General features: G+C 68.7%; 13 protein-coding genes. 6 read left to right on the top strand and 7 right to left on the bottom strand.

Translation table 11 applies throughout. The features are described 5' to 3' along the window. Positions 1–285: 285 nt before the first annotated feature. The 5 genes from BLQ28_RS25925 to BLQ28_RS33090 form a co-directional block, all read right to left on the bottom strand. Positions 286–5751 (bottom strand): two-partner secretion domain-containing protein, encoded by a 5466-nt coding sequence (locus BLQ28_RS25925; RefSeq protein WP_093246207.1) that lies wholly within the window; start codon positions 5749–5751, stop codon positions 286–288. A 2-nt stretch (positions 5752–5753) separates the two neighbouring features. Continuing rightward, positions 5754–7478, bottom strand: a complete 1725-nt coding sequence (locus tag BLQ28_RS25930) for a ShlB/FhaC/HecB family hemolysin secretion/activation protein (protein WP_093246208.1) — start codon at positions 7476–7478, stop codon at positions 5754–5756. Position 7479: 1 nt separating this feature from the next. Next, positions 7480–9519: a CHAT domain-containing protein gene (locus tag BLQ28_RS25935; protein WP_256327463.1), complete on the bottom strand. Its 2040-nt coding sequence runs from the start codon at positions 9517–9519 to the stop codon at positions 7480–7482. A 286-nt stretch (positions 9520–9805) separates the two neighbouring features. Further along, positions 9806–11992 carry a catalase HPII gene (katE, locus tag BLQ28_RS25940; RefSeq protein ID WP_093246210.1) on the bottom strand — a complete coding sequence of 729 codons (2187 nt, stop codon included), beginning with the start codon at positions 11990–11992 and terminating at the stop codon, positions 9806–9808. Positions 11993–12024: 32 nt separating this feature from the next. Continuing rightward, a complete protein-coding gene (locus tag BLQ28_RS33090; RefSeq protein WP_176801230.1) occupies positions 12025–12174 on the bottom strand; it encodes a hypothetical protein in 150 nt (49 codons plus the stop codon). 406 nt (positions 12175–12580) lie between these two features. Here BLQ28_RS33090 and BLQ28_RS25945 point away from each other — a divergent pair, with 406 nt between their 5' ends. Further along, positions 12581–13399 (top strand): transglutaminase-like domain-containing protein, encoded by an 819-nt coding sequence (locus BLQ28_RS25945; RefSeq protein WP_093246211.1) that lies wholly within the window; start codon positions 12581–12583, stop codon positions 13397–13399. Positions 13400–13566: 167 nt separating this feature from the next. Here BLQ28_RS25945 and BLQ28_RS25950 read toward each other — a convergent pair whose 3' ends face one another. Then, positions 13567–14568 carry a succinylglutamate desuccinylase/aspartoacylase family protein gene (locus BLQ28_RS25950; RefSeq protein WP_093246212.1) on the bottom strand — a complete coding sequence of 334 codons (1002 nt, stop codon included), beginning with the start codon at positions 14566–14568 and terminating at the stop codon, positions 13567–13569. Between the two features lie 137 nt (positions 14569–14705). Next, on the bottom strand, positions 14706–15398 hold the full coding sequence (gene rpe / locus BLQ28_RS25955) for a ribulose-phosphate 3-epimerase (protein WP_093246213.1): 693 nt from the start codon (positions 15396–15398) through the stop codon (positions 14706–14708). Between the two features lie 107 nt (positions 15399–15505). Here rpe and BLQ28_RS25960 point away from each other — a divergent pair, with 107 nt between their 5' ends. The 5 genes from BLQ28_RS25960 (at position 15506) to BLQ28_RS25980 (ending at position 21895) form a co-directional block, all read left to right on the top strand. Further along, positions 15506–16885 (top strand): RDD family protein, encoded by a 1380-nt coding sequence (locus BLQ28_RS25960; RefSeq protein ID WP_176801231.1) that lies wholly within the window; start codon positions 15506–15508, stop codon positions 16883–16885. A 41-nt stretch (positions 16886–16926) separates the two neighbouring features. Continuing rightward, positions 16927–17322 (top strand): Co2+/Mg2+ efflux protein ApaG, encoded by a 396-nt coding sequence (gene apaG / locus BLQ28_RS25965; protein WP_093246215.1) that lies wholly within the window; start codon positions 16927–16929, stop codon positions 17320–17322. Positions 17323–17439: 117 nt separating this feature from the next. Next, complete coding sequence (locus BLQ28_RS25970) at positions 17440–19422, top strand: site-specific recombinase (protein ID WP_093246216.1); 1983 nt, start codon at positions 17440–17442, stop codon at positions 19420–19422. Then, positions 19419–20690, top strand: coding sequence for a cation:proton antiporter (locus BLQ28_RS25975; protein WP_093246217.1), 1272 nt, complete (start codon positions 19419–19421; stop codon positions 20688–20690). Before BLQ28_RS25970 ends, BLQ28_RS25975 begins: the two co-directional genes overlap by 4 nt. Continuing rightward, the gene (locus tag BLQ28_RS25980) at positions 20687–21895 is read left to right on the top strand and encodes a YbdK family carboxylate-amine ligase (protein ID WP_093246218.1); all 1209 of its coding nucleotides are present in this window, start codon (positions 20687–20689) and stop codon (positions 21893–21895) included. The genes BLQ28_RS25975 and BLQ28_RS25980 overlap by 4 nt, the downstream gene beginning before the upstream one ends. The last annotated feature ends 71 nt before the right edge of the window (positions 21896–21966 follow it).

Below are 21966 nucleotides of genomic sequence, written 5' to 3' on the forward strand. Positions count from 1 at the left end.
GGGCGGCGCTCACGCCGACGGGGTGCCTTGCTCCGCGAATGTCCCCCGGCCTGCGGCCTCCTCCTTTATTTCGCTGCGCAAGGCACCCCGCCAGCGTGGGCGTCGTTCAGAGTGGTCATTGATCGGCGAGCACAACGGCAGCGTCTCTTGTGCACAGGGCATCGGGTGCTCCCCGCAGCGAAATAAAGGAGGAGGGGCGCAGCCCCGGGGGACATTCGCGGAGGGGAGTACCCGATGCCCTGTGCACGCGCCCCGAACAAAGCTCAAGACAAACAGCAAACTTCCTCAGAAGTCCGAACACCCGTTCCGCTTCTCCGTATCCACGCAACTCGAAAGATTGGGCCGAGACCGCACACGCGACCACTCGCGCGCCAACACATCGCCTCCTTGCGCCGCGCGGTCGCCTTCCAGCGGCCCGGTTGCGTAGCAGATCGGCGCCGGCCCGATGTTGCGGTCGTACAGCCAGGTGCTCGGCAGGTCGCGCAGCACATCGGGGCGCGGCAGGTTCGGCAGCCCCGAAACCAGCAGCGTGCCCGGCACCACGTTGACCGCATAGCCTTCGGCCGAGGTGAAGGTGCCGTTGATCGGGTACGCGCCCAGCGGGCTCGACGGCACCGCAGGCGAACCGACGACACCCGCGAAGCCCGCCCCCGTGTCGCCAAGGATCAACCCGCCGATGGTGTAGCTGAACAGTGGGTTCGGATAACCGAACGGCCGGCTCACGCTGCCGATCAGCACCGTGGCCGTTGGCTGCTGCGCATAGATGAAGTGGTTGGCGCCCGCGGGAATGTTCACCGAGCACAGCCCCAGGTACGCGCAGTGGTACAGGTTCGGGTACAGCCCCGAGCCCAGCAGCCCGCCGCGCGTTTCGCCGACCCACGTGTCGGCCCACACGCGCCATGGCGCACCGCCGATCGTGTACGCACCGAGGTTCTGGAACCGTGAACCCGCCACAAGGTCGGTGCCGTTCGTGCTGCTCACGTTGGTGCCCAGCAGCAGGTCGCCCGTCAGCGTGCGCACGAACACCGTGTCGGCCGCCATCGAAGTGGCCGCCTCGACCTGCGGCGCATTGCCGGCCGCATCGAATCCGACGACCGAGACCGACCCCAGTTGCACCGTGTCGACATCGACATAGCGGAAGGCCCCCGCCGCGCCGCCACCGACCGTGGCCGCGCTGACGTTGTTCGGCGCCTGGTCGAGCAGCACGTTGCCACCGGTCGAGCGCGCCATCAGCGTGGTGGCGGTAATGGGTGCGTTGGCGGCCTGCGTGATGTCGCCGCGCGACAGCAACCCGAGCGTCGGTACCGTGACCGCGCCGCCCAGGTGGATGTTGCCGCCGCCACCGTTCTCCAATGTGAGCGCCGAAGACAGCGACAACGGCCCGACCACGTTGATGTCCGCCGCGTGCGCGTTGCTGCCGGCCACGATGGTGGGCGCATTGAGCCGCGTGAACTCGTCCGCCGACACCGCGAAGCCCGTGGCCGCCGTGCCGCCCAGCGTGATGGGGTTCGCCGTGCGGTCCACCGCATTGCCCGTGGCATCCACGCCGCCGGGGCGCAGGTCGAGCACGTTGCCCGCGCGCACCGTGCCGCCGATCACCAGCGCATCGACTGCACCGCCATTGCTCGCGCGCAGCACCACATTGCGGTTGCCGTCGACACGCCCCGTCGGCGCGATGGTGAGGCCCGCGCCGCCCGACTGCGATTCGCCGGCGATGTCGATGTTGCCCACGCCGAGCGTCGTGACCAATGCGTTGTTGGCGATCAGCACGCCGCCCGAGGTGTCGCCGGCGGGGCCGGCCGTTGCCAGCCCGCGAATGGCGATGTTGCCGTCGACGCTGCGCACCAGCGCGTCGTTCAGCTCCACGCTCTGCACGGTCGTCGTGCCGAAGCTGGTCGTCGGCGCACTGCCGACGCCGACGATCTGGATGTCGCCGCTGGTCGTGAGGATCTGGCTCGGTGCCGTGCCGTCGGCAATGCGCACGCCCGCGCCCTGCACGCCGATGCCCGAGATGGCCACGTTGCCCGTGCTGCTCTGGATGTTGACGCCGTTGAACTCGACCGTCGCGCCGGTGGTCGAGAAGGTGGGCGCCTCGCGCTTGCCGGTGATCTGCACGAAGCCGCCGGGGCCCGCATCGCCCAGCGCCGTGATGCGCGTGTCGATCGTCGTGTTGTTCAGCTGGATGGCGCGGTTGCCCGTGCTGGTGGCGTCGGCATTCATCGTGACGTTGCCGCCGTCGGTCAGGATCTGCCCGCTGTACACGATGCCGTTGCTGAAGCCACCGCCGACGCCCTTGGCGTTGAAGACCACGTCGAGCGGCCCGGTGGTCGACCGGATGACCGTCGGCACGAACGGGCTGCAGGGGAAGCTGGGGCACGGCGGCGGGTTCTGGCCGATGCCGTTGTTGGCATCGAGCCGGAACGTGATCGGCGTGGTGCCGGCGGTGCGCTCGACCACGACGCCGCTGTCGAAGTTGATGTTGCCCGGGCTCGTGCCCGCGGTGCCGGTGGTGATGGTCACGCTGGTGCCCTTGTCGAGCGCCGCGTTGATGTCGCCGTCCTGGATGGTCGAGTTCATCACCGGAACAAAGGGGTTGGTGGGTAACGAACCCGGCCCGTTGCCATGCGCGATGGTGACGTCGAAGGGGTCGATCAGCCAGGTGCCCGCGGTGCCCACCGGCGCCGATGCATCGACGCGCACACCCGACAGGTCGAAGTGCGGCGCCGAGGTTTCGACGGTGCCGCCATTGCCGCCCGCGCTGCCCCCGCGCGCCGCGAGGCTGCCGTAGGCGCGCAGCGTGTCGCCGGCAATCACGCGCACCGAGCCGCCGTCGCCCGTCGCCGAACTGGCATTGGCGGCCAGGCCTGCCTTGGCGCCGATGGCGATCACGTTGGTGGCCTCGATGTCGATGCTGCCGGCCTTGCCCGCGCCGCTCGCGTCGATGGTGGGAACGGTATAGACGTCGTCGACCAGCACGTTGCGCCCGGTGATCGCGACCGTGCCGCCTGCCCCGGTACTGCTCGATACGTCGAGCATCGCGGTGCTCACCGGCAGCGGAAAGTCGCTGTTGCCGAAACCGCGCGTCACGGACACGTCGCCGCCACGGCCGTCGATGGCGATCCGGCCGCCTTCGGCAAAGATGCCTCCGCTGCCCCCGACGCTGATCGTCACGGCGCTGGGGTCGGAGCCCATCGTCACGGCGCCCTGGCCATCGACCTGGAAGCTCTTGCCGCCCGCCGTGCCCGCGACCGACACCTGCTGGCCCTTGCCGGCCACGATGCTGCCGCCCGAGATGGCCACCCCGTCGCCCGAGCCGTAGCTCACGCCGTTGCCGTTGTTGGCGACGCTCGCCGCGCGAACGAAGCCGGGGTCGGCGGAAAGATCCTGCAGGTTGCCGCCCGTGCCGTCGATGCCCACACGCCCGCCCGCCACGATGACCGTGCCGCTCAGCGACACGCCGGTGTTGAGCCCCGTCACCACGGTGGGCGCGCCGCTGCTGTCGTTGGGGGTGATTTCACTGGCGTAGACCACGGCCGGATCGGCCGCCGTCCAGCTGCGCGAGCTGCCGACTATCGACACGTCGCCCGTGCCCGTGCGCAGCACTGGGCTGCCGCCGTCGGTGACGCGCATTTCCACGCCGGCCGCGCCGATGGCGCCCTGCCCCACGATGGCGATGTTGCCGGCGCCCGTGGTCAGGCTGCCGCCCGCCATGAGCACGCCGCCCGCGCTCACGTAGTAGTTGGGGTCGCCGCCAGCAGAGTTGCTGGTGCCCTGCCCGCGCAGGCTGATGGCGCCCGCGCCGCCGCAGGTGCCCGATGCCATCGCGCAGGTCGAGAGCTGGCTGTCGGACAGCGTGACGCCCGCCAGCGCGACGTGCGGGCCGCCGTCTGAATCCGCCGTGCCGCCGACCGCATACCCCGCAACCGGATCGCGCTGCCCGTAGAAGCGGATGTTGCCGCCGTTGGTGGCGATGTTGGCACCCGAAAGAACGATCGCGCCACCCGACGTGCCCTTGTCCGCGTTGGCGTCGAAGTCCACATGCAGCGCGCCGAAATTCGACTGGATCGACGATCCCGAGAACATCTCGATGTTGCGCTGCGAATCGACCGTCAGCCGCGCGTCGCGCCCTTCGGACTTCACGATGCTGGTGCCGCCCACGAAGATCACGTCGGGCGCGCTGCCTTCGATGGCGCTGGCGCTGTTGCGCAAGGTGACGTCGGTCGAGCGGCCCAGCGTGTAGCCGATGGCACTGGTGCTCACGCGCGTGTCCGCCGTGTTCTGCGCGTAGCTCGACGGGTCGTAGGCCGGCGTGGTGCTGTCCACGTTGAGCGTGCTGTTGGAATTGGCGACCCAGACGCCGTTGGCGCCCGTGGCGCCGCCTGCCGCGTCGATCTTCGCCTGGTCGCTGATCTCCAGCTGCCGGGCACTCGTGGTGACGGTGCCGCCGGCGCCGCTGCCCACGCCGCGCGCCTGGACCTGGCCCGAGACGTGCACGAAGTCGGCACTGAACCCGACCGTGCCGCCGGCACCATTCGCGCCCGTCGCGTTCGCGCTCCACAGGGCGTCGGGCGACATGCTCACCGCGTTGACACCCGTCACCTGGATCTTGCCTCCCTGGCTGCCGCCGGCATCGGCGGTGCCGGTCAGGCGCACATAGTCGGCCTGCGCGGTGATGCTGCCGCCGGCCACGCCTGCGTCGGTGCCGCTGGCATCCAGCGTTCCGCCGAGCAGCATCTCGTTGGAGCCCACCTTCGACTGGCCCGCGTCGAGCACGATCTCGCCGTTGCGCGTGGACAGCGAACGTGCGCGGACCACGCCGGTCTGGCTCACGACCAGTTGCCGCGCGTCGGTGTCCGCCGCCGCGGCCATCAGCACCACGCGGCCGCCATCGGCCGAGACGACGCCCCACTGCTTGTTGCTCTTGTCGGTGCTCCCGACGTTCATGAGCTGCGCCGTTGCCGTCGGGTCGCTGGCCTGCAGGTCGGCGAGCTTGAAGGTGGTCTGCCCGTCCACCGGCACCTTGAAGGTCGTGAGCCCGTCGCCGTCGAAGTCCAGGTTCATCGTGACCTTGCTGGCCGACACCAGGCCCACCGAGCCACGCGCAACGTTGATGTTGCCCTCGTTGCGCACCGAGCCGCCGAGCAGCGCCACGGTGCCGCCCGGCGAGGCGGTGATCGTCGCACCGGCCTCCAGCTTCACCTGCGCGACGCTGTTCGCCGTGTCGCTCACGAAGATCAGCTGGTCGTTCTTGCCGAAGGCCTTGTTCTCCGATCCGGCGGGCATGAAGTTGTCGTCGGTGATCTTCAGGGTCGACGCCACCAGCCCGCCCACGTTCACCGACGCGCCATTGCCGAACACGATGCCGCTCGGGTTGATGAGGAACACGCTGCCGCCCGGCAGGTTCGGGTTGCTCGCAAGGTAGGTCCGCAGCGTGCCGTCGATGCGGGACGCCTGGATGCTCAAGCCATCGCCCACCACCCGGTTGAGCAGCACGGCCGCGGTGCTCGGCTGCGCGATGTTGACCACGCCGCCGGGGCCGATGGAAAAGGTCTGCCAGTTGACGATGCCGCGTTGCAGCGGCTGGTTGATGGTCATCACCCCGCCGTTCTGCATGACCGTCACGTTGCCCAGGATGGCGCCGGGGAACGGAGAAATGACCGGCAGCACCTGGGCCATGGCCGGTGCCAGGCCCGCGCAGATCAACGACAGCGCCAGGGGGCGCAGCGGCAGGAGCTTGTTGCGTTGCTTCATGGTCAGAACGCCTTGACGAGCTGCACGTACAGCCTCGGGTTGCGGCCGCCGCCATCGGTCTGCGCGGCCGGCGTGCCGGCGCGCCAGGCGAGCGTCGCGTTGATCGAGAAATTGCCCGGCCGTGACCAGCTCAGGCCGATGCCATAGCCGCGCAGGCTGTGGCTGTTGACGCCATCGAAGGGCGTGGGGTTGCGCACGATCTTTCCGCGCGCCGCGTCGTAGAACAGGAAGGGCGTGAGTTCGTCGTTGACCGACCAACGCCATTCGACCGTGCCGATCAGGCCCTGGTCGACCAGCAGTTCGCCCGAAGGGTAGGCACGCACGGCGCGCGCACCGCCGAGCGCCAATTTTTCCGACGCGTCGAGGTTCTTGCTGGCCCACTGGCCGCCGAGCGAGAGGTAGAGCGAATGGCGCGGCACGATGGCCTGCAGGCGCGAGAGCTGGAAGCTGAGCTTGGTGAAGCCGCCCGCGGTGTGGTGGCCCGTGATGCTCTGGTCGAACTCGCGGCTCTCGCCGTCCTTGATCGAGAGGTTGCCGTGGTACAGCGTGCCCGAGCTGGCCCAGTAGCCGCCGCCCAGCAGTTCGTCGCGGCGTTCCCACGTCCAGCCCAGGCTCAGGCCGTTCACGCGCTTCTTCGAGGTGAAGTCGACCGCGCGCAGTTCGTCGGTCAGGTCTTTCACGTCGATGCCCAGGCGCAGGAACAGGTTCTGCTGCCGCTGCCGGATCAGCGGGTAGTTGAGCGAAAAGTCGAGCACGTTGGCGCGGCCGCGTGCATCGAGTTCGGAGAACTGGCCGCCAAGCTCATAGCTCACGCGCGACAGGCCGATGCCCGCGCGCAGCCCGCTGGTGCCAATCGGCGCCTCGTACGAAACGCGGCCGAACTGCAGCGCATTGCCGTTGGACACCATCAGGCGCATGTCGAGGTTGTCGCCGATGCCGAAGGGGCTGAGCCAACGCGCCGTGCCGCCTGCGCGGTAGCGCCCCGATTCCTTGGTGCCGTGGTTGTCGGCTTCGGCCGTGAAGGCCCAGCGCGGCGCGGCGGCCACTTCGACCGACAGGTCGGTGGTGCCGGCCTGCGTGCCTTCCTGCAGGCCCGACGACACCTTGACACCGGGCTGGTCCGACAGCAGCAGCATCGCGCGTTCGTAGTCGGGCGCGCTCACGGCTTCGCCGGGCTGCAGTGGTGCGAGAAAGCCGCGCACGCGCGCCTCGCTGATGGGCGCATCGGGCGCGACCACCACGTCGACCTTGCCGAGGCGACCTTCGATGACGCTGATCTCGACGATGCCGTCGCGCACGGTCTGCACCGGCACCACGGCTTGCGCGAGGAAGTAGCCGCGCTCCTTGTAGCGGGCGGTGATGGCCTTGGCGAGTTCTTCGAGGTCGCCGAGCGTGACGTTGCGGCCGATGTAGGGCGTGGTGATCGCCTGCAGTTCCTCGTTGCTCAGTGCCTTGACGCCATTGAGGCGCAGGTCGTTGAGCTTGAAGGAGCCGGCGGCCGCGGCAGCGGGTTGCGGCGGTGCGGGCAGGCTCTGCGGCGCGACGGTGCCGGTGGCCTGCGCCAGCGGCCGGTCGCAGGTGCCGCAGGGGTCGGCGGTCGGCAGGAGCGCAGTGGCACCGGCTTCAGCCTCGCCCGCGTGCGTGCGTTGGGCTGCGACGAACAAGGCTGCACCGACCAGTGCGGTGACCGCAAAGGCGATCGGCGTGGGGCGTTGGCGGACTTGCATGTCAGCCACCCACCGTGAGACGCCAGTTGCCGATCAGGTTGAACGGCGCCCAGAAGAAGGGGTGGGACATCTTGGGGTCCTTCAACACGGCGAGTTGCCCGGCCTGCATGGCCTTCTGGATGTCGCGGCCCTTGGCCAGCTCGCCATAGAGCGTGCTCATCAGCACGGCCGTTGCGTCGTCCGACACCGGCCACAGCGAGGCGATCAGGCTGGAGCTGCCGGCCGACAGGAAGGAGCGCGTGAAGCCCAGCACCTCGTCCCCCTGCGCGATGCGCCCCAGCCCCGATTCACAGGCCGACAAGGTCACGAGTGCGGTGCCGTCCATCGGCAGCCCGAGGATCTCGTGCGCCTCCAGGAAGTTCTGCTTGCCGCCCTCGTTGGCCAGCAGGATGCGCGAGTAGAGCGGGTCGACCGCATCGGCCTCCGCATGCGCCGCGACGTGCATCAGCGGAGAGCGCGAGGCCACGTCGCGGAACTGCGTCTTGGTGGCGGCCGCGCCCATGTACACGCTGTTGCGCGGAAAGATCTGCGCGAGCTGCTTCACCTCGGACTCGGCGCCGGGCAGGTCGTACTTGTCTTCGATGCGCGGATTGCCGAAGGCCACCAGCGATGCGTTCACGCGCGGCGTGCGCTGCGCCAGCTGCACGGCGATGCTGATCGAAGGCGCCACCGACACCGGGTGCGTCTCGATCACGTAGCGGCCATCCAGGCGCAGCGCCTGGAACGGCAGGTAGTGCAGCGGCCCGTGCGGCACGACGATCAGCCGCTGCCCCGGCGCCAGCCCGAGCGGCCCGAGCAGCGCGGCGCCCAGCTTGTCGGCGTTGGTGATGGCCGTGCGGCGGCCGCGCACGATGGAGTTGCGGAAAGTCTCGACCAGCTCGTTGAGGTCGTCGCGCTTCACCGCCACCGTCTTCTCGGTGATGTCACCCGCGCTCACGACCCACACCACCAGCCGGTCGGGCAGCGAATGGAACTGCACCACGCGCTCGTCGGGCGCCAGCGTGCGCTGCAGCGTGGCGAGGTCGACGGTGTTGGCGGCCTGGTCGTTGATCTTCGCGCGGCCGCGCACCGCATCGAGCAGCGCGCGCGAGCGGCTGTGCTCGCTGACCTCGAAGGCCTGCCGCGCATCGCCCGCGTCGCTGTAGATCGACACGCCGCGCTCGAACACGGTCTGCAGGTCCGAGAACAGGCCCATCTTGAATTCTTCGCTGCGGAACTTGGCGCGCACGTGGTCCACGTCGCCGAGCGCACGGCCCACGGCTTCGGCCGCGGCCTGCTTCTCGCCAAGCGCGAGTTCGCTGCGCGCCACGCCGTCCCAGGCCCAGAGGCGGTAGTACTCGGTGTCGACGCCGACCTGCCGCGCGGTGAGCGCGCGGTAGGCATCGCGTGCCTCGGCCGGCTTGTTCTCGGCCAGCAGCAGGCGCGCGCGGGTGCGGTCGAGCTGCGCGGTGAGCGGTGCGTCCTTGGGCGGTGCCATGGTGCCGAGCACTTCACGTGCGCGCACCGCATCGCCCGATTCGATCAGCGCATTGACCAGCGAGGCCTGCACCAGCGGCGCATAGCGCGGCGAGCTGTTGGCCAGCGCCTCGTCATAGCTGAGCACGGCACCCGAGAAATCGCCGCGCCGCGTGCGCACGTCGCCGATCACCTTCTGCACCGGGCCGACGACCAGCTTGGGGTCGCGTGCCGGATGCTTGAGCGCTTCGCGTGCGAATTCTTCCGCCTTCTCGAGCTGGCCCGAGTAGCTGTAGACGATGGCGAGGTCGCGATTGGCCATCGCCATCAGGTTCGGATCGTTGGTGGCGTTGGCCAGGTGCAGCGCCTTGCTGGCGGCACGCACGCTCTGGCGAAACTCGCCGGCCTCGGCCAGTGCGACGGCCTGGCTGCAGTACTGGTAGCCCGAGAGCTTGACCGCGTCCTGCCCATAGAGCACGGCGCCCTCGCTGGTCAGTGCCAGCAAGGTGTCGATGTCGGCCAGCCGCGCCTGCTCCATGCGGTCGGCGGCGGCCTCGGCGCTCGTCCCCTGCTGCGGCTGTGCCATTGCCGAAGGGCCGAAGCCCAGGAGAAGAATGCCTGCAAGACCGAGAGCTCTTGCGACCCCCGCACGATCACGCGCAGGGCGTTCCCATCCCCATCTCGATAACCACGCCATTGGACCCCCGCGCGCGGCCCGTGCGCCCGCCGGAAGCGGGCGGCCGGCGCGTCGAAAGTGCGCGCCGTTCAGGCCTCGTGGGGAAAGTCTAGGAGCGGGCTCTGGCCGCGCCTATTCGCAATACGGTCTAGCGCAAAAGGACTACCGGGTTCCGGTGGAGCCCTTGCGCCCGTGCTTACGCCGGCACCGCATCGATGTTGGCGCGGTCCCAATGGCGGTGCTTTGCGATCGCCGCGATGAAGTCGTGCGCGATCTGCGTTGCCGCGGTTGCATCGCCCAGGTTGGTCACCGGCGTGGCCGCGACGACGACGCCCGCGGGCGCATCGGAATCCGCCACGATGCCCAGCGTGGACAACAACTGCACGCCCTCGCCCACCGTGCAGATCGCCTTGCAGTGCTTGTAGGCCTCCAGCACGAAGTGCACCGCGTCGCCGATGGCCGCGAGCGCGGCGGCGCTGTCGGTGCCGGCCGGCACGAGCACCGCGTCGAACATCACCGAGGGCGTGTTGGCGAAGGTCATGTCGACATCGATCTGCCGCCTGGACGCGCTGGCCACGGTGCCGAGCCTGGGGCCCACCACCTTGCATTGCGCGCCGGCCTGTTCGAGCGCATCGCGGATCGGCTTGAGCGAGGCCGAGTCGACGCCATCGGCCACGAGGATCGCGATCTTGCGTGTGCGGATGGAGCCGTCGCCGGTGTCGGCCATGCTCAGCGCTGGCGACTCGTCGATCGGCAGCGCGATGCGATGGTCGCGAAAGCCCGCGCGGCCGGCTGCCGCCTTGGCATCGGGCTCGCCGATGCCGAGCGGCTCGGCCACGCGGCGCGCGAGCTTCTCGTCGACGTGCGCGAGGTTGTCGACCATGCGCTGGCGAATGGCCGGCACCTCGAGCTTCGACAACTCGAAGCGGAAGGCCGCGACGATGTGCTCCTTCTCGGCCGCGCTCTGGCTGTTGAAGAACAGGCGCGCCTGCGTGAAGTGATCGTCGAAGGACGGGCTGCGCCTGCGCACCTTCGGTGGATCGATCTCTTCGGGGAACGACTGGAAGCCGTTGCTGCCGCCATCGACACGGAACTCCGCACCGCCGCTGCCCAGCGTGTTGGGCTCGTAAGCCACCTGGCCGCGCGCGATGGTCTGGCGGTGCATGCCGTCGCGCTGCATGTTGTGGAACGGGCACACGGCCTTGTTGATCGGCAGCTCGTGAAAGTTGGCACCGCCCAGGCGCGAGATCTGCGTGTCGGTGTACGAGAACAGGCGCCCCTGCAGCAGCGGGTCGTTGCTGAAGTCGATGCCGGGCACCACGTGGCCCGGATGAAAGGCCACCTGCTCGGTCTCGGCGAAGAAGTTGTCGGGGTTGCGGTTGAGCACCAGCTTGCCGATCTTCTGCACGGGCACCATTTCTTCGGGAATGAGCTTGGTGGGGTCGAGCAGGTCGAAGCCGAGCGAATGCTCCTTGTCTTGCGGAACGATCTGCACGCCGAGCTCCCATTCAGGGAAGTCGCCGTTCTCGATGGCTTCCCACAGGTCGCGGCGATGAAAGTCGGCGTCCTTGCCGGCGATCTTCTGTGCTTCGTCCCACAGCAGGCCGTGGACGCCGAGCTTGGGCTTCCAGTGGAACTTCACGAAGTGGCTTTCGCCACGGCTGTTGATGAAGCGGAAGGTGTGCACGCCGAAGCCTTCCATCATGCGAAGGCTGCGCGGAATGGCGCGGTCGCTCATGGCCCACATCAGCATGTGGGTGCTCTCGGGCATGAGCGAGGCGAAGTCCCAGAAGGTGTCGTGCGCGCTCGCGGCCTGCGGCATCTCGTGGTGCGGCTCGGGCTTGACGGCGTGGATGAGGTCGGGGAACTTCATCGCGTCCTGGATGAAGAACACCGGGATGTTGTTGCCCACGAGGTCGTAGTTGCCTTCGCGCGTGTAGAACTTGACGGCGAAGCCGCGCACGTCGCGCACCGTGTCGGCCGATCCGCGCGAGCCGGCCACGGTCGAGAAGCGCACGAAAACGGGCGTCTTCGCGTCCGGGTCCTGAAGAAAGTCGGCGCAGGTGAACTGCGACATCGACTTGTAGACATGGAAGTAGCCATGCGCCGCCGAGCCGCGCGCATGCACGGCGCGCTCGGGAATGCGCTCGTGGTCGAAGTGCGTGATCTTCTCGCGCAGGATGAAGTCTTCGAGCAGCGTGGGCCCGCGCACGCCGGCCTTCAGCGAGTTGTGGTTGTCCGGTATCTGCAGGCCCTGGTTGGTGGTCAGGGTCGGCGGATGCTCGACGGTGAAGCCTTCGAGCTGCTGCTGCTTGGCGTTGCTGCCGTCGCCCGCCTTGGTGCCGGCGCGGCGGCCTGCGGCGGCCTTGTTCTGTGGCGTCATCGTGGACCTGGAATCTTTCATGGGGTGGGCACTCAGCCCGCTTCGTTGCCGTCGAGGAACAGGTCGAGCACATTCACCAGCGCGATCAGGCAGATGCAACCCGCGACGGCGGCAACGGCCCAGACGAGGATCTCGTCGCCCCATGCGGTGGTGAGCGAGTCGAAAAGCGATGAAATCTCCATGGTTCCCTCCTAGGAAGCAGACAGACGGGCAGGCAAGCAGGCAGATGGGCTGTCGCGGGTGTCGCGATGTCTCGGGTTTCGCTCGCGGGTGCAGGGTGGGTGCAAGGTCGCAAGCGAAATGCAAGGTTATGTTTCGCGCGGGCCGCCATCCGTAGTGGCCGCCCTCCCCCCTGCGTGGGAGAACAAGCGGGCGCGCGGTAGGAACGCGCCGACAGCGCATCGCGGCGGCCTACGCGGCTTCGGGCATCCTGGCCGCGCCGGTGGCACCGGGCACGCGCATAGCATGGGCCGCAAGATGGCACGGGGCGACACACGGCACCAATCGTGCTTGCTGTCTTCACCGTGTCTCGCGCACCGGGCGCAATCACCCGGACGCCCCCCAGGGAACAAAGAAAGAAAGAACGCAATGCAGATCAGGATCGGCTTCGATATCGAGCTCGGCGTCACCGCCCCCACGGCGTTGATCTACATGCTGCAGGTGCATCCGTCGCGCACCGCCGACCTGCAGGGCGGCGAGCACATCACCATCAGCCCGCCGCTGGTGACCGACCACTACAAGGACGCCTTCGACAACCAGTGCGCCCGCGTGCACGTGCCCGCGGGCGTGAGCAGCGTGCGGCTGCGCAACCATGCGGTGGTGTACGACACCGGCTGGCCCGACCCCGTGGACCTGGGCGCCATCGAGCACGCGGCGGCCGACCTGCCGGCATCGACCTTGCCCTTCGTGCTGCCCAGCCGCTATTGCGAGGTCGACAGCGAGTTGCTGCAGTTCGCCTGGGCGAACTTTTCAAACGTGACGCCGGGCTGGCCGCGCGTGCAGGCGATCTGCGACTTCGTGCACCGGCACCTGCGCTTCGACTACCAGAAGGCACGCGCCACGCGCACGGCACTCGAAGGCTTTCGCGAGGGCACGGGCGTGTGCCGCGACTTCGCGCACCTGGCGATCACGCTGTGCCGCTGCATGAACATCCCGGCGCGCTACGTGACCGGCTACCTCGGCGACATCGGCATTCCGCCGGTGCGCTATCCGATGGACTTCAGCGCGTGGTTCGAGGTGTACCTGGGCAACCGCTGGCACACCTTCGATGCACGCCACAACACGCCACGCATCGGCCGCGTGGTGCTGGCGCGCGGCCGCGACGCGGCCGACGTGCCGATCACGATGGTGTTCGGTGCGAACACGCTGCAGCGTTTTGACGTGACGACGGAAGAAGTGCTGCAGTAGCGGGAGTTTCTCCTTCCCCCGCTGGGGGAAGGCTGGGATGGGGGCAGGCCTTCGATCAGACGCCGCGCTTTTTATGGAAGCCGTCGTGCCCCCACCCCAACCCTCCCCCAGCGGGGGAGGGAGCGATACGGGCCGATGTTTGCTTGTTGCGTTGCAGTGGCCCGGCTTCAGGCCGCGCCAGCCACCGGCCCCAGCTCGCGCTCGCTCGGATGCGCGAAGTAGAACCACTCGGCACCCGGCAGCGCCATCGCGTTCGGGAACACGATGAAGCCGTCGTCCGGCGCGTTCAGCATCGTGCCGTCGTGGCGCATGCCGATGGGCTCGCCGCGCAGCACTTCGTCGAAGGTGGCCCAGTCGCGCACGAAGCTATCGTCTTCGTGCAGCCGATCGGTCACGCTGGCCAGGCGCAGCAGCTTGGGCGGCTGGGCCGGCGCGCCCGCCAGGCCCGGTGGCAGCGGGGCCATGCCGAGCAGCGCGAGCGTGCGGCGGATGGCGCGCCACGCGACCTCGGGCGCCTCGGGGTCCTGGTGCTGGCCGCATTCGAGCGTGACGCCGTAGCCGCCGCAGCTGCGGATGTATTCGTTGGTGCCGCGGCCGAAGTCGATCGCCGCCTCGTCGGCCGGCGCACCGCCCGCGCGCTGCGCGAGGCCGGCTGCGTAGATGTCGAGCCAGCCTTCCACCACGATGGGCGTGCCGATGTGCAGCGCGAGCTGGCCTTCTTCATACGAACGGGCAAAGGGCTCCAGCGTGCCGGTGTTGTCGCGCGGGCCGATCATCGCGAAGGCCTCGCCCTCGCTCTGGAAGGAGTGCAGGTCGAGCAGCACTTCGTGGCGCGCGATCACCGGGGCCAGGCGGTTGGTGACGCGGGCTTCGTAGTCGGCGGGGTCGTCGCTCGGGCGAAACAGGCGATTGAGGTTGCGTTCGCCCTCGCGCTGCAGGCGCCGGCGTGCAAGCGGGTTGGCGATGGGCACCAGCGTCAGTTCGCCGCGTTGCAGTTGCAGCGTGCCGGCATCGAACTCGGCCAGGATGCGCGCGATGCCTTCGGTGCCGCAGGTTTCGTCGCCGTGTACGCCGCCGATCACGAGCAGGCGCGGGCCGGGGTTCAGCGAGGCGAAGGTGTGGATGCGCAGGCTGTCGGTGGCCGCGCCGGCAAAAGGATCGGAGGACATGCGGGGATTATTGCGGAGCCCTCTCCCTGCGCGCAAAGACGCCATTGGCCCGGCAGCGGGCAAAAAGGGACGGGCCGCAACGAAGGCCTCTCGTCAGGGGGCGAATGCACACGCCCCGCCCCAGGCAGCGCCCGAACCTAGGCGCTGATGCCGGCCAGCTGCTTGCGCATGTCGGCGATCACGGCGCCGTAGTCCTTGGCATTGAAGATCGCGCTGCCCGCCACGAAGGTGTCGGCGCCGGCCGAGGCCACGCGCGCGATGTTGTCGGCCTTGATGCCGCCATCGACTTCGAGGCGGATGTCGCGCCCGCTCTGCTCGATGCGCTTGCGCGCGAGTTCGATCTTGCGCAGGGCCGAGTCGATGAAGCTCTGGCCGCCGAAGCCGGGGTTGACGCTCATGATGAGGATCAGGTCGATGTCGTCGATGGCCCAGTCCAGCGCCTCGAGCCCGAGGCCGGGGTTGAACACCAGCCCGGCCTTGCAGCCAGCGTGCTTGATGGCCTGGATGCTGCGGTGCGTGTGCGGCGATGCGTCGGGGTGGAAGCTGATGTAGTCAGCGCCTGCTTGCGCGAACGAGGCCGCCAATGCGTCGACTGGCTGGATCATCAGGTGCACATCGACCGGCACCGGCGTGCCGTCCGCCTTCTTGGCGTAGGGCTTGAGTGCCTGGCAGATCATCGGCCCGAAGGTCAGGTTCGGCACGTAATGGTTGTCCATCACGTCGAAATGGATCCAGTCGGCACCGGCCGCGATCACGTCGGTCAGTTCTTGGCCGAGGTGCGCGAAGTCGGCGGACAGGATGGAAGGCGCAATGCGGAACGGGGTGCTCATGCCCCCGATTGTCGCTTCAGCCCCTAGCCGTTGTCCTTGGAGGCTTGCATACTTCCCGATACATTTGGCCTGCCGCAGGCGCGCGGGTACAACAAATGGGGGGTCCTATGGACGAGGGCTGGTGGTACGCAGAGGGCGAAGACAGGCAGGGTCCGCTGTCGGTCGCGCAGATCCATGAGCGCATCCGCACCGGGGCCATCGGCGCACAGACGCTGGTGTGGCGTCCGGGGCGGCTGGCCTGGAAGCCCCTGCACCAGGTCGAGGAACTGGTGCTGCCCGGCATGCGCATGGAGCCCGTGCTGCTGCCGGAATTCGAATCCGCCGCCCTGCGCGAGACGCCGCCCCTGCCCGAGCCATCGGCGTCCGACCCAACGCCCACGCCGCAGTTCGCCCGCGCCGACGCAGAGCCGGAGCCCTGGCTGTCCGACGGCCCCGTGGAGGCGCCGGCACCGCGAATGCGCGCGCCCGGTCTGCCGCCGGCCGGCCCGTGGCGGCGCTTCTTCGCGCGCATCTTCGACGTCTGGACGTTGTGTGTGCCCGCCGGGTTTTTCCTGGGCGCGGTCGTCGGCCGCATCTGGCCGGCGTTCGGCTTGTGGATGGAGAACCCGTCGTCCACACCCGCGCTGGGGCTCATCATCGTGCCGGTGGCGCTGTTCTTCGAGGCCATCGTCTTCGGCCTGTTCGGCACCACGCTGGGCAAGCTGCTGTTCGGCATCCGCGTCACGCTGCACGACGGCGGGCGGCCGACCTTCGTGCAGTACCTGGGGCGCGTGGCGTGGGTCTACCTGTCCGGGCTCGGGCTGGGCATTCCCTTCGTCACGCTGATCACCATGGGCCGCCAGTTCTTCGAGGTGAAGGAGGGCCGCCCGGCCTCCTACGACCAGAAGCGCTATTTGGTGCACGCAACGGGAACCGGCGTGCTGCGCACGGGCATCGCCACGACCGCGCTGGTGGGCCTGGTGGCCGGCGTGGTCTTCATCCATCACCGCGAGACGGAAAGAAGCATCCGCTACTACGCCGGCTTTGCATGGACGAACCCGGTCACGAAGCTGCGCGCGGACATCCCGCGCGGCTGGCAATACCGCGAGCAGTCCAACACTTCGGGGGACGTGGTTCATACCTTCGTGTCCGACAGCGTGGTCGCGGTCTTCGCCGTGGAAAGCGGCCTGGACCACGTGAGCCTCGACGAGTACCAGCGGGTGTGGGTGCACGCGGTGCGGGCGGCGATGGAACTGGACTCGCGCGCCCGCCCGATCAGCGTCAAGGGGCGCTTCGGCCTGCAGATGAAGGGCGCCATGACCTCCGATGCCTCGCGGCACGTCGATGCCACGCTGCTCAAAAGCGGCGGCCAGGTCTGGCGGATGGTGGTGGTGGGCACGTCGGACCGCGACCCGGACACGGCCGCCACCGCGGCGTTGCGCGACCAGTTGTTCCAGACCGTTCCGACCGCCGCCCCCGAGGCCACGCCGAAGGGCGAAACCATCTGAGCCCCGTAGGGGTACCGGGGCCTGCAGTTACCATCGCGCCCATGTCACACAGCCCCTTCAGCGTACAAGTCGAACCACGCTACCTGGCCGACCAGTCCTCCCCCAAGGACAACATCTATACCTTTTCGTACACGATCACCGTCACGAACACGGGTTCGGTGGCCGCGCAGCTCATCGCCCGGCACTGGCTCATCAACGACGCCTCGGGCCACCCGCAGGAGGTCAAGGGCCTCGGCGTGATCGGCCAGCAGCCGCTGCTGGCGCCCGGCGAATCCTTCCGCTACACCAGCGGCTGCCGCCTGCAGGCCGCGAGCGGCACGATGCACGGCAGCTTCTTCGTGGTGACGGAAGAAGGCGAGCGCTTCGACGTGCCGGTGCCCATGTTCGTGCTCGAAGCCGACATTGGCGGCACCCCGGTTTCACGCGTCCTTCACTAGGTACTCCCCCAGGCTGCGCGCACTTCGTGTCGCTTCTCCTTCCCCCTCGTCGGGGGCAACACCAGCGGCTCGGCAAAGCCGGTTCCGCGGTGTTCCCCGCACTGGAGCCCTACTTTCATGGCTGCTGCATCTCGCGACTTGCAGGGGCTGCTTGCCGGCCTCGACCCCACGGCCGATGTGGCGCAGCGCCACATCTGGCTCATCAATCTCTTCGACTGGCTGCGCGGTGACCGCGCCTCGCCGCAGGCGGCCATGGGCCGCGTGCAGCTGCTGCTCGACGCCATCGAAGCGCGGCCCGAGCTGCGCGAACGTCTGCGCGCGTGGTGGCGCGCATTCACGCAGACGGTCGACCTGACGACACTGCTGGCCGACTACGGCTTCGCGCCGCGCACTGCCTTCGCCAGCGAGCTGGGCGAACGGCTGCGCCGCAAGATCCTGCCCGGCACGCCCGAGACCACTGACGCGTCGGACCTGTTCCGCATGGTGCTGCCCGGCGTGTTCGATGCGGGCTGGATCGCGCTGCTCGACGAAACCCAGCTCGGGCGCATCGGCGCGCTGCTGGCCGATGCCGCGCTCGATGCAGACGGCGCGCCGCGCTGGCGCCACACGGTGATGGACGCCGTCACCTACTGCGCCAGCCAGGTCGTCGCGGCGGGCTTCTCGCCCGAGCTGCGGCTGCGCATGAGCACCGAGCAGGCCGCGTCGCGCCCCTTCCACGCATTGATGGCCGACCTGGACGCACTGCGCGAACAGATGTTCGGACAGCCGCCCGGAGAAGAAAGCGAAGCAGCGCTGCAGGCCGCCTTCGTGGCGTTCCGCGACCGGCTCGACGCCTGCCGCGCCGGCGCCTCCTCGGTCTACACGCACCTCGAAGACAACGGCATCTCGGTCGGCCTCGTGTTCCGGCTGCGCCAGCTGCGCGAGCGCGTGCTGCGCATCCGCGAGCTGCTCGATTGCCTGATGTCGCCCAATCCCGCGCCCAGCGTGGCGCGGCTGATGGGCCGGCTGGTGCTGGCGGGCGGCGAGCGCAACAGCATCCGCGCGCTGATCGCATCGAACTCGTCGATGCTCGCGGCCAAGGTGACCGAGCGCAGCGCCGAGACCGGCGAGCACTACATCACCCGCGACCGCGCCAGCTATGCGCAGATGGTGAAGAAGGCCGCCGGTGGCGGCGCGCTCACGGCCATCACCGTGCTGCTGAAGTTCAGCATCTATGCGCTGGGCCTGTCGGCTTTCTGGGCCGGCCTGAGCTCGGGCCTGATGTATGCGGCGAGCTTCGTCGCGATTCAATTGCTGCACCTGACGCTGGCCACCAAGCAGCCCGCGATGACGGCGCCTGCGCTGGCGGCACGGCTGCGCGACATCAAGTCGGATGCCGCCGTCGACGACTTCGTCGACGAGGTGGCCAACCTCGTGCGCTCGCAGGTGGCGGCCGTGCTGGGCAATGTGCTGGTGGTGGTGCCGGCCATGCTCGCGCTGGCGCTCTTGGTGCAATACGCACTGGGCCGGCCGCTGCTCGACGCGGCGCATGCCGCGGCCACGCTGCATTCGCTGTCGCTGGCCGGGCCGACCGCGCTTTACGCGGCAATCACCGGCATCCTGCTGTTTTCGGCCAGCATCATCGCCGGATGGACAGAAAACGCCTTTGTCCTGCATCGCATGGACTCCGCCATGCGTTACAACCCACGCATCGGTGCTTTTCTGGGCGCCGCACGGGCCCGCCGCTGGGCCACCTTCATGCGCACACACATCTCAGGCTTTGCCTCCAACATCTCGCTCGGCCTCATGCTCGGACTGCTGCCCGCGTTCGCGGGTTTCTTCGGGCTCGGGCTGGACGTGCGCCATGTGACGCTCTCGGCCGGGCAGATCGCCGCGGCCGCCGCGTCCACGGGGCTTTCGGTGCTGCAGCAGCCTGCGCTGTGGTGGGCGGTGGCGGCGATTCCGGTCATCGGCGCGCTCAACGTGAGCGTGAGTTTCTATTTCGCCTTCCGGCTGGCACTGCGCGCACACAGCGTGAGCCTGGGAGACCGCGCACGCATCCGCAGTGCGATCTGGGCCCGCTGGCGCAGCCGGCCCATCAGCTTCTTCCTACCTGCATGAATTTGACGAGCTTCATCAACGATCTGCTGGGTTTCTGGTCCGAGTGGGTGCGCCCCTCGGCCGGCCTGCCCACCGTGCTGTGGTCACTCTTGCTGGCCGCGGCCGCGGTCTCGGGCCACCTGGTGCGCCGCTACCTGGGCCTGCCCAAGGTGATCGGCTATTCGCTGGTGGGCGCAGTGGTGGGCTTTGCGGGCTTCGAAGGCGCGATCTGGCCGCTGCGCGGCATCAGCCTCTTCTTGCTGGAGCTGGGCGTGGCCATCGTGCTGTTCGAGGCCGGCGGGCGGCTGCCGCTGCGCTGGTTCCGCCACAACCCGATGGTGCTGGTGCAGAGCCTGCTCGAAGCCACGCTCACCTACTTCGGCGTGTTCTGGGTGCTGATGCTGCTGGGCCTGCCCGAGCCGGTGGCCAACCCGATCGCGCTGATGGCCATCGTCGCCTCGCCGGCCGTGCTGAGCCGCGTGATCATCGACACCCGCGCCGCCGGCCCGGTGACCGAGCGCGCGATGACGCTGGCCACGCTCAACACCTTCTATGCACTGGCGCTCGGCTATGCGCAGGCCGGCCTGATCGAACGCGCGCCGCAGACGCTGCTGCAAAAGCTCTACCCGGTGGCGGTGGTGCTGGGGCTGTCGTTCGTGGTCGGCGCGATCATGGCGCTGGCCCTGCGCTCTGCCCTGCGGGTGATGAGCCCGACCAGCGAGAACACATCGATCCTGCTGCTCGCGCTCATCGCCGCGGGCGCCGCGCTCACGGCGCACGTCGGCGGCTCGGCACCGCTGGCGGCGCTGATCGGCGGCGTGCTGCTGAAAACACTCAACCCCAAGCCCTGGGCCTGGCAACGGCAACTGGGCACGGCGGCATCGCTGCTGACCATGCTGATGTTCGTGCTGGTGTCCATCGTGGCGGCGCAGGCCGACTGGACATTGCCCGTGGCCAGCGTGGTGCTCGCCGTGATCGGCGTGCGCCTGGTCACCAAGATCGCCGGCGTGGCCATTGCCAACCCCGGCAGCGGCGCCAGCTGGAAGCAAGCCTTCTGGGTCGGCTGCGCGATGTCGCCGCTGTCGTCGATCGCCTTGCTGATCGCCTCGAACTTCGCCAGCGCCTCGCCCTTGCTCGGCACCATGATCACACAGGTCGCCCTGCCTTCGATTCTCTTGATGGAGGTGGTGGGCGCGGTGCTTGCCACCGTCGCCATTCATGCGGTGGGCGAAAGCTCGGTGCCCTGGGCACCCCAGGCCTTCAGCACCACAGAGGACACGCAGCGATGAGCACCACCACGGTCACCCCCATCGATCCGGACAGCGACGACGTGCGCTCGGCCCCATTGCCGGCCGACCCCGCGAGCCGCGCGGTCAAGCTGGAGCCGTTCAACAAGTCGGAAGCGCTGTCGCTCGGCGTCGAGCTGGAATTGCAGCTCGTCAACACGCACGACTACGACCTCGCGCCGTATGCCGAAGACATGCTGCGGCTGATGGCACAGACGCCGCTGCCCGGCAGCGTGGTGCCCGAGATGACCTCGAGCATGATCGAGATCTCGACCGACATCTGCCACTCGGCGCAGGACGTGATCACGCAGCTCTCGCCCATTCGCGAGGCGCTGATACGCAATGCCGACAAGCTCAACATCGCGGTGGTCGGCGGCGGCACGCATGCCTTCCAGCAGTGGCACGAGCGTCGCATCTACGACAAGCCGCGCTTTCGCGAACTGTCGGAGCTGTACGGCTACCTGAGCAAGCAGTTCACCATCTTCGGCCAGCACGTGCACATCGGCTGCCCCGATGCCGATGCGGCGCTGTTGATGCTGCATCGCATGTCGCGCTACATCCCGCACTTCATCGCGCTGTCGGCGTCGTCGCCCTTCGTGCAGGGGCAGGACACGCAGTTCGACTCGGCCCGGCTCAACTCGGTGTTCGCATTTCCGCTGTCGGGCCGTGCGCCCTTCACGCTGAGCTGGAAAGAATTCGAGGCGTACTTCGAACGCATGACCCGCACCGGCGTCGTGCGCAGCATGAAGGACTTCTACTGGGACATCCGCCCCAAGCCCGAGTTCGGCACCATCGAGATCCGCGTGTTCGACACACCGCTCACCGTCGAGCGCGACGCCGCGCTCGCGGGCTACGTGCAATCGCTGGCCGCCTGGTTCCTGCAGGAGCAGCCCTTCGAGCCGACCGAAGACGACTACCTCGTCTACACCTACAACCGTTTTCAGGCCTGCCGCTTCGGCCTCGACGCGGTGTATGTCGACCCGGCCACCGGCCAGCACATGCCGCTGCGCGACCACATCCTGATGACGATGACGCAGCTCGAATGGCACAGCGAGGCGCTCAACGCCACGCAGGCGCTGGGCGAGCTGCGCACCAGCGTCGAGGCCAACCGCAACGATGCGCGCTGGCTGCGGGAGAAGCAGGGGAAAGAGCGGCTGCTGGCCGAGGTGGTGCGGCAGGCGGCGTTGAGGTTTCGCGGCGCGGCCTGAGCGTTTTCTTCGCGCGTCGCAGCGCCTGCGGTTGCGCGCTTGTGCCGTGGCATCCCCCAGTTGAGGGGGCC

Origin of the sequence: Variovorax sp. EL159, assembly GCF_900100965.1 — a bacterium.
Classification (GTDB): Bacteria; Pseudomonadota; Gammaproteobacteria; order Burkholderiales; family Burkholderiaceae_C; genus Variovorax.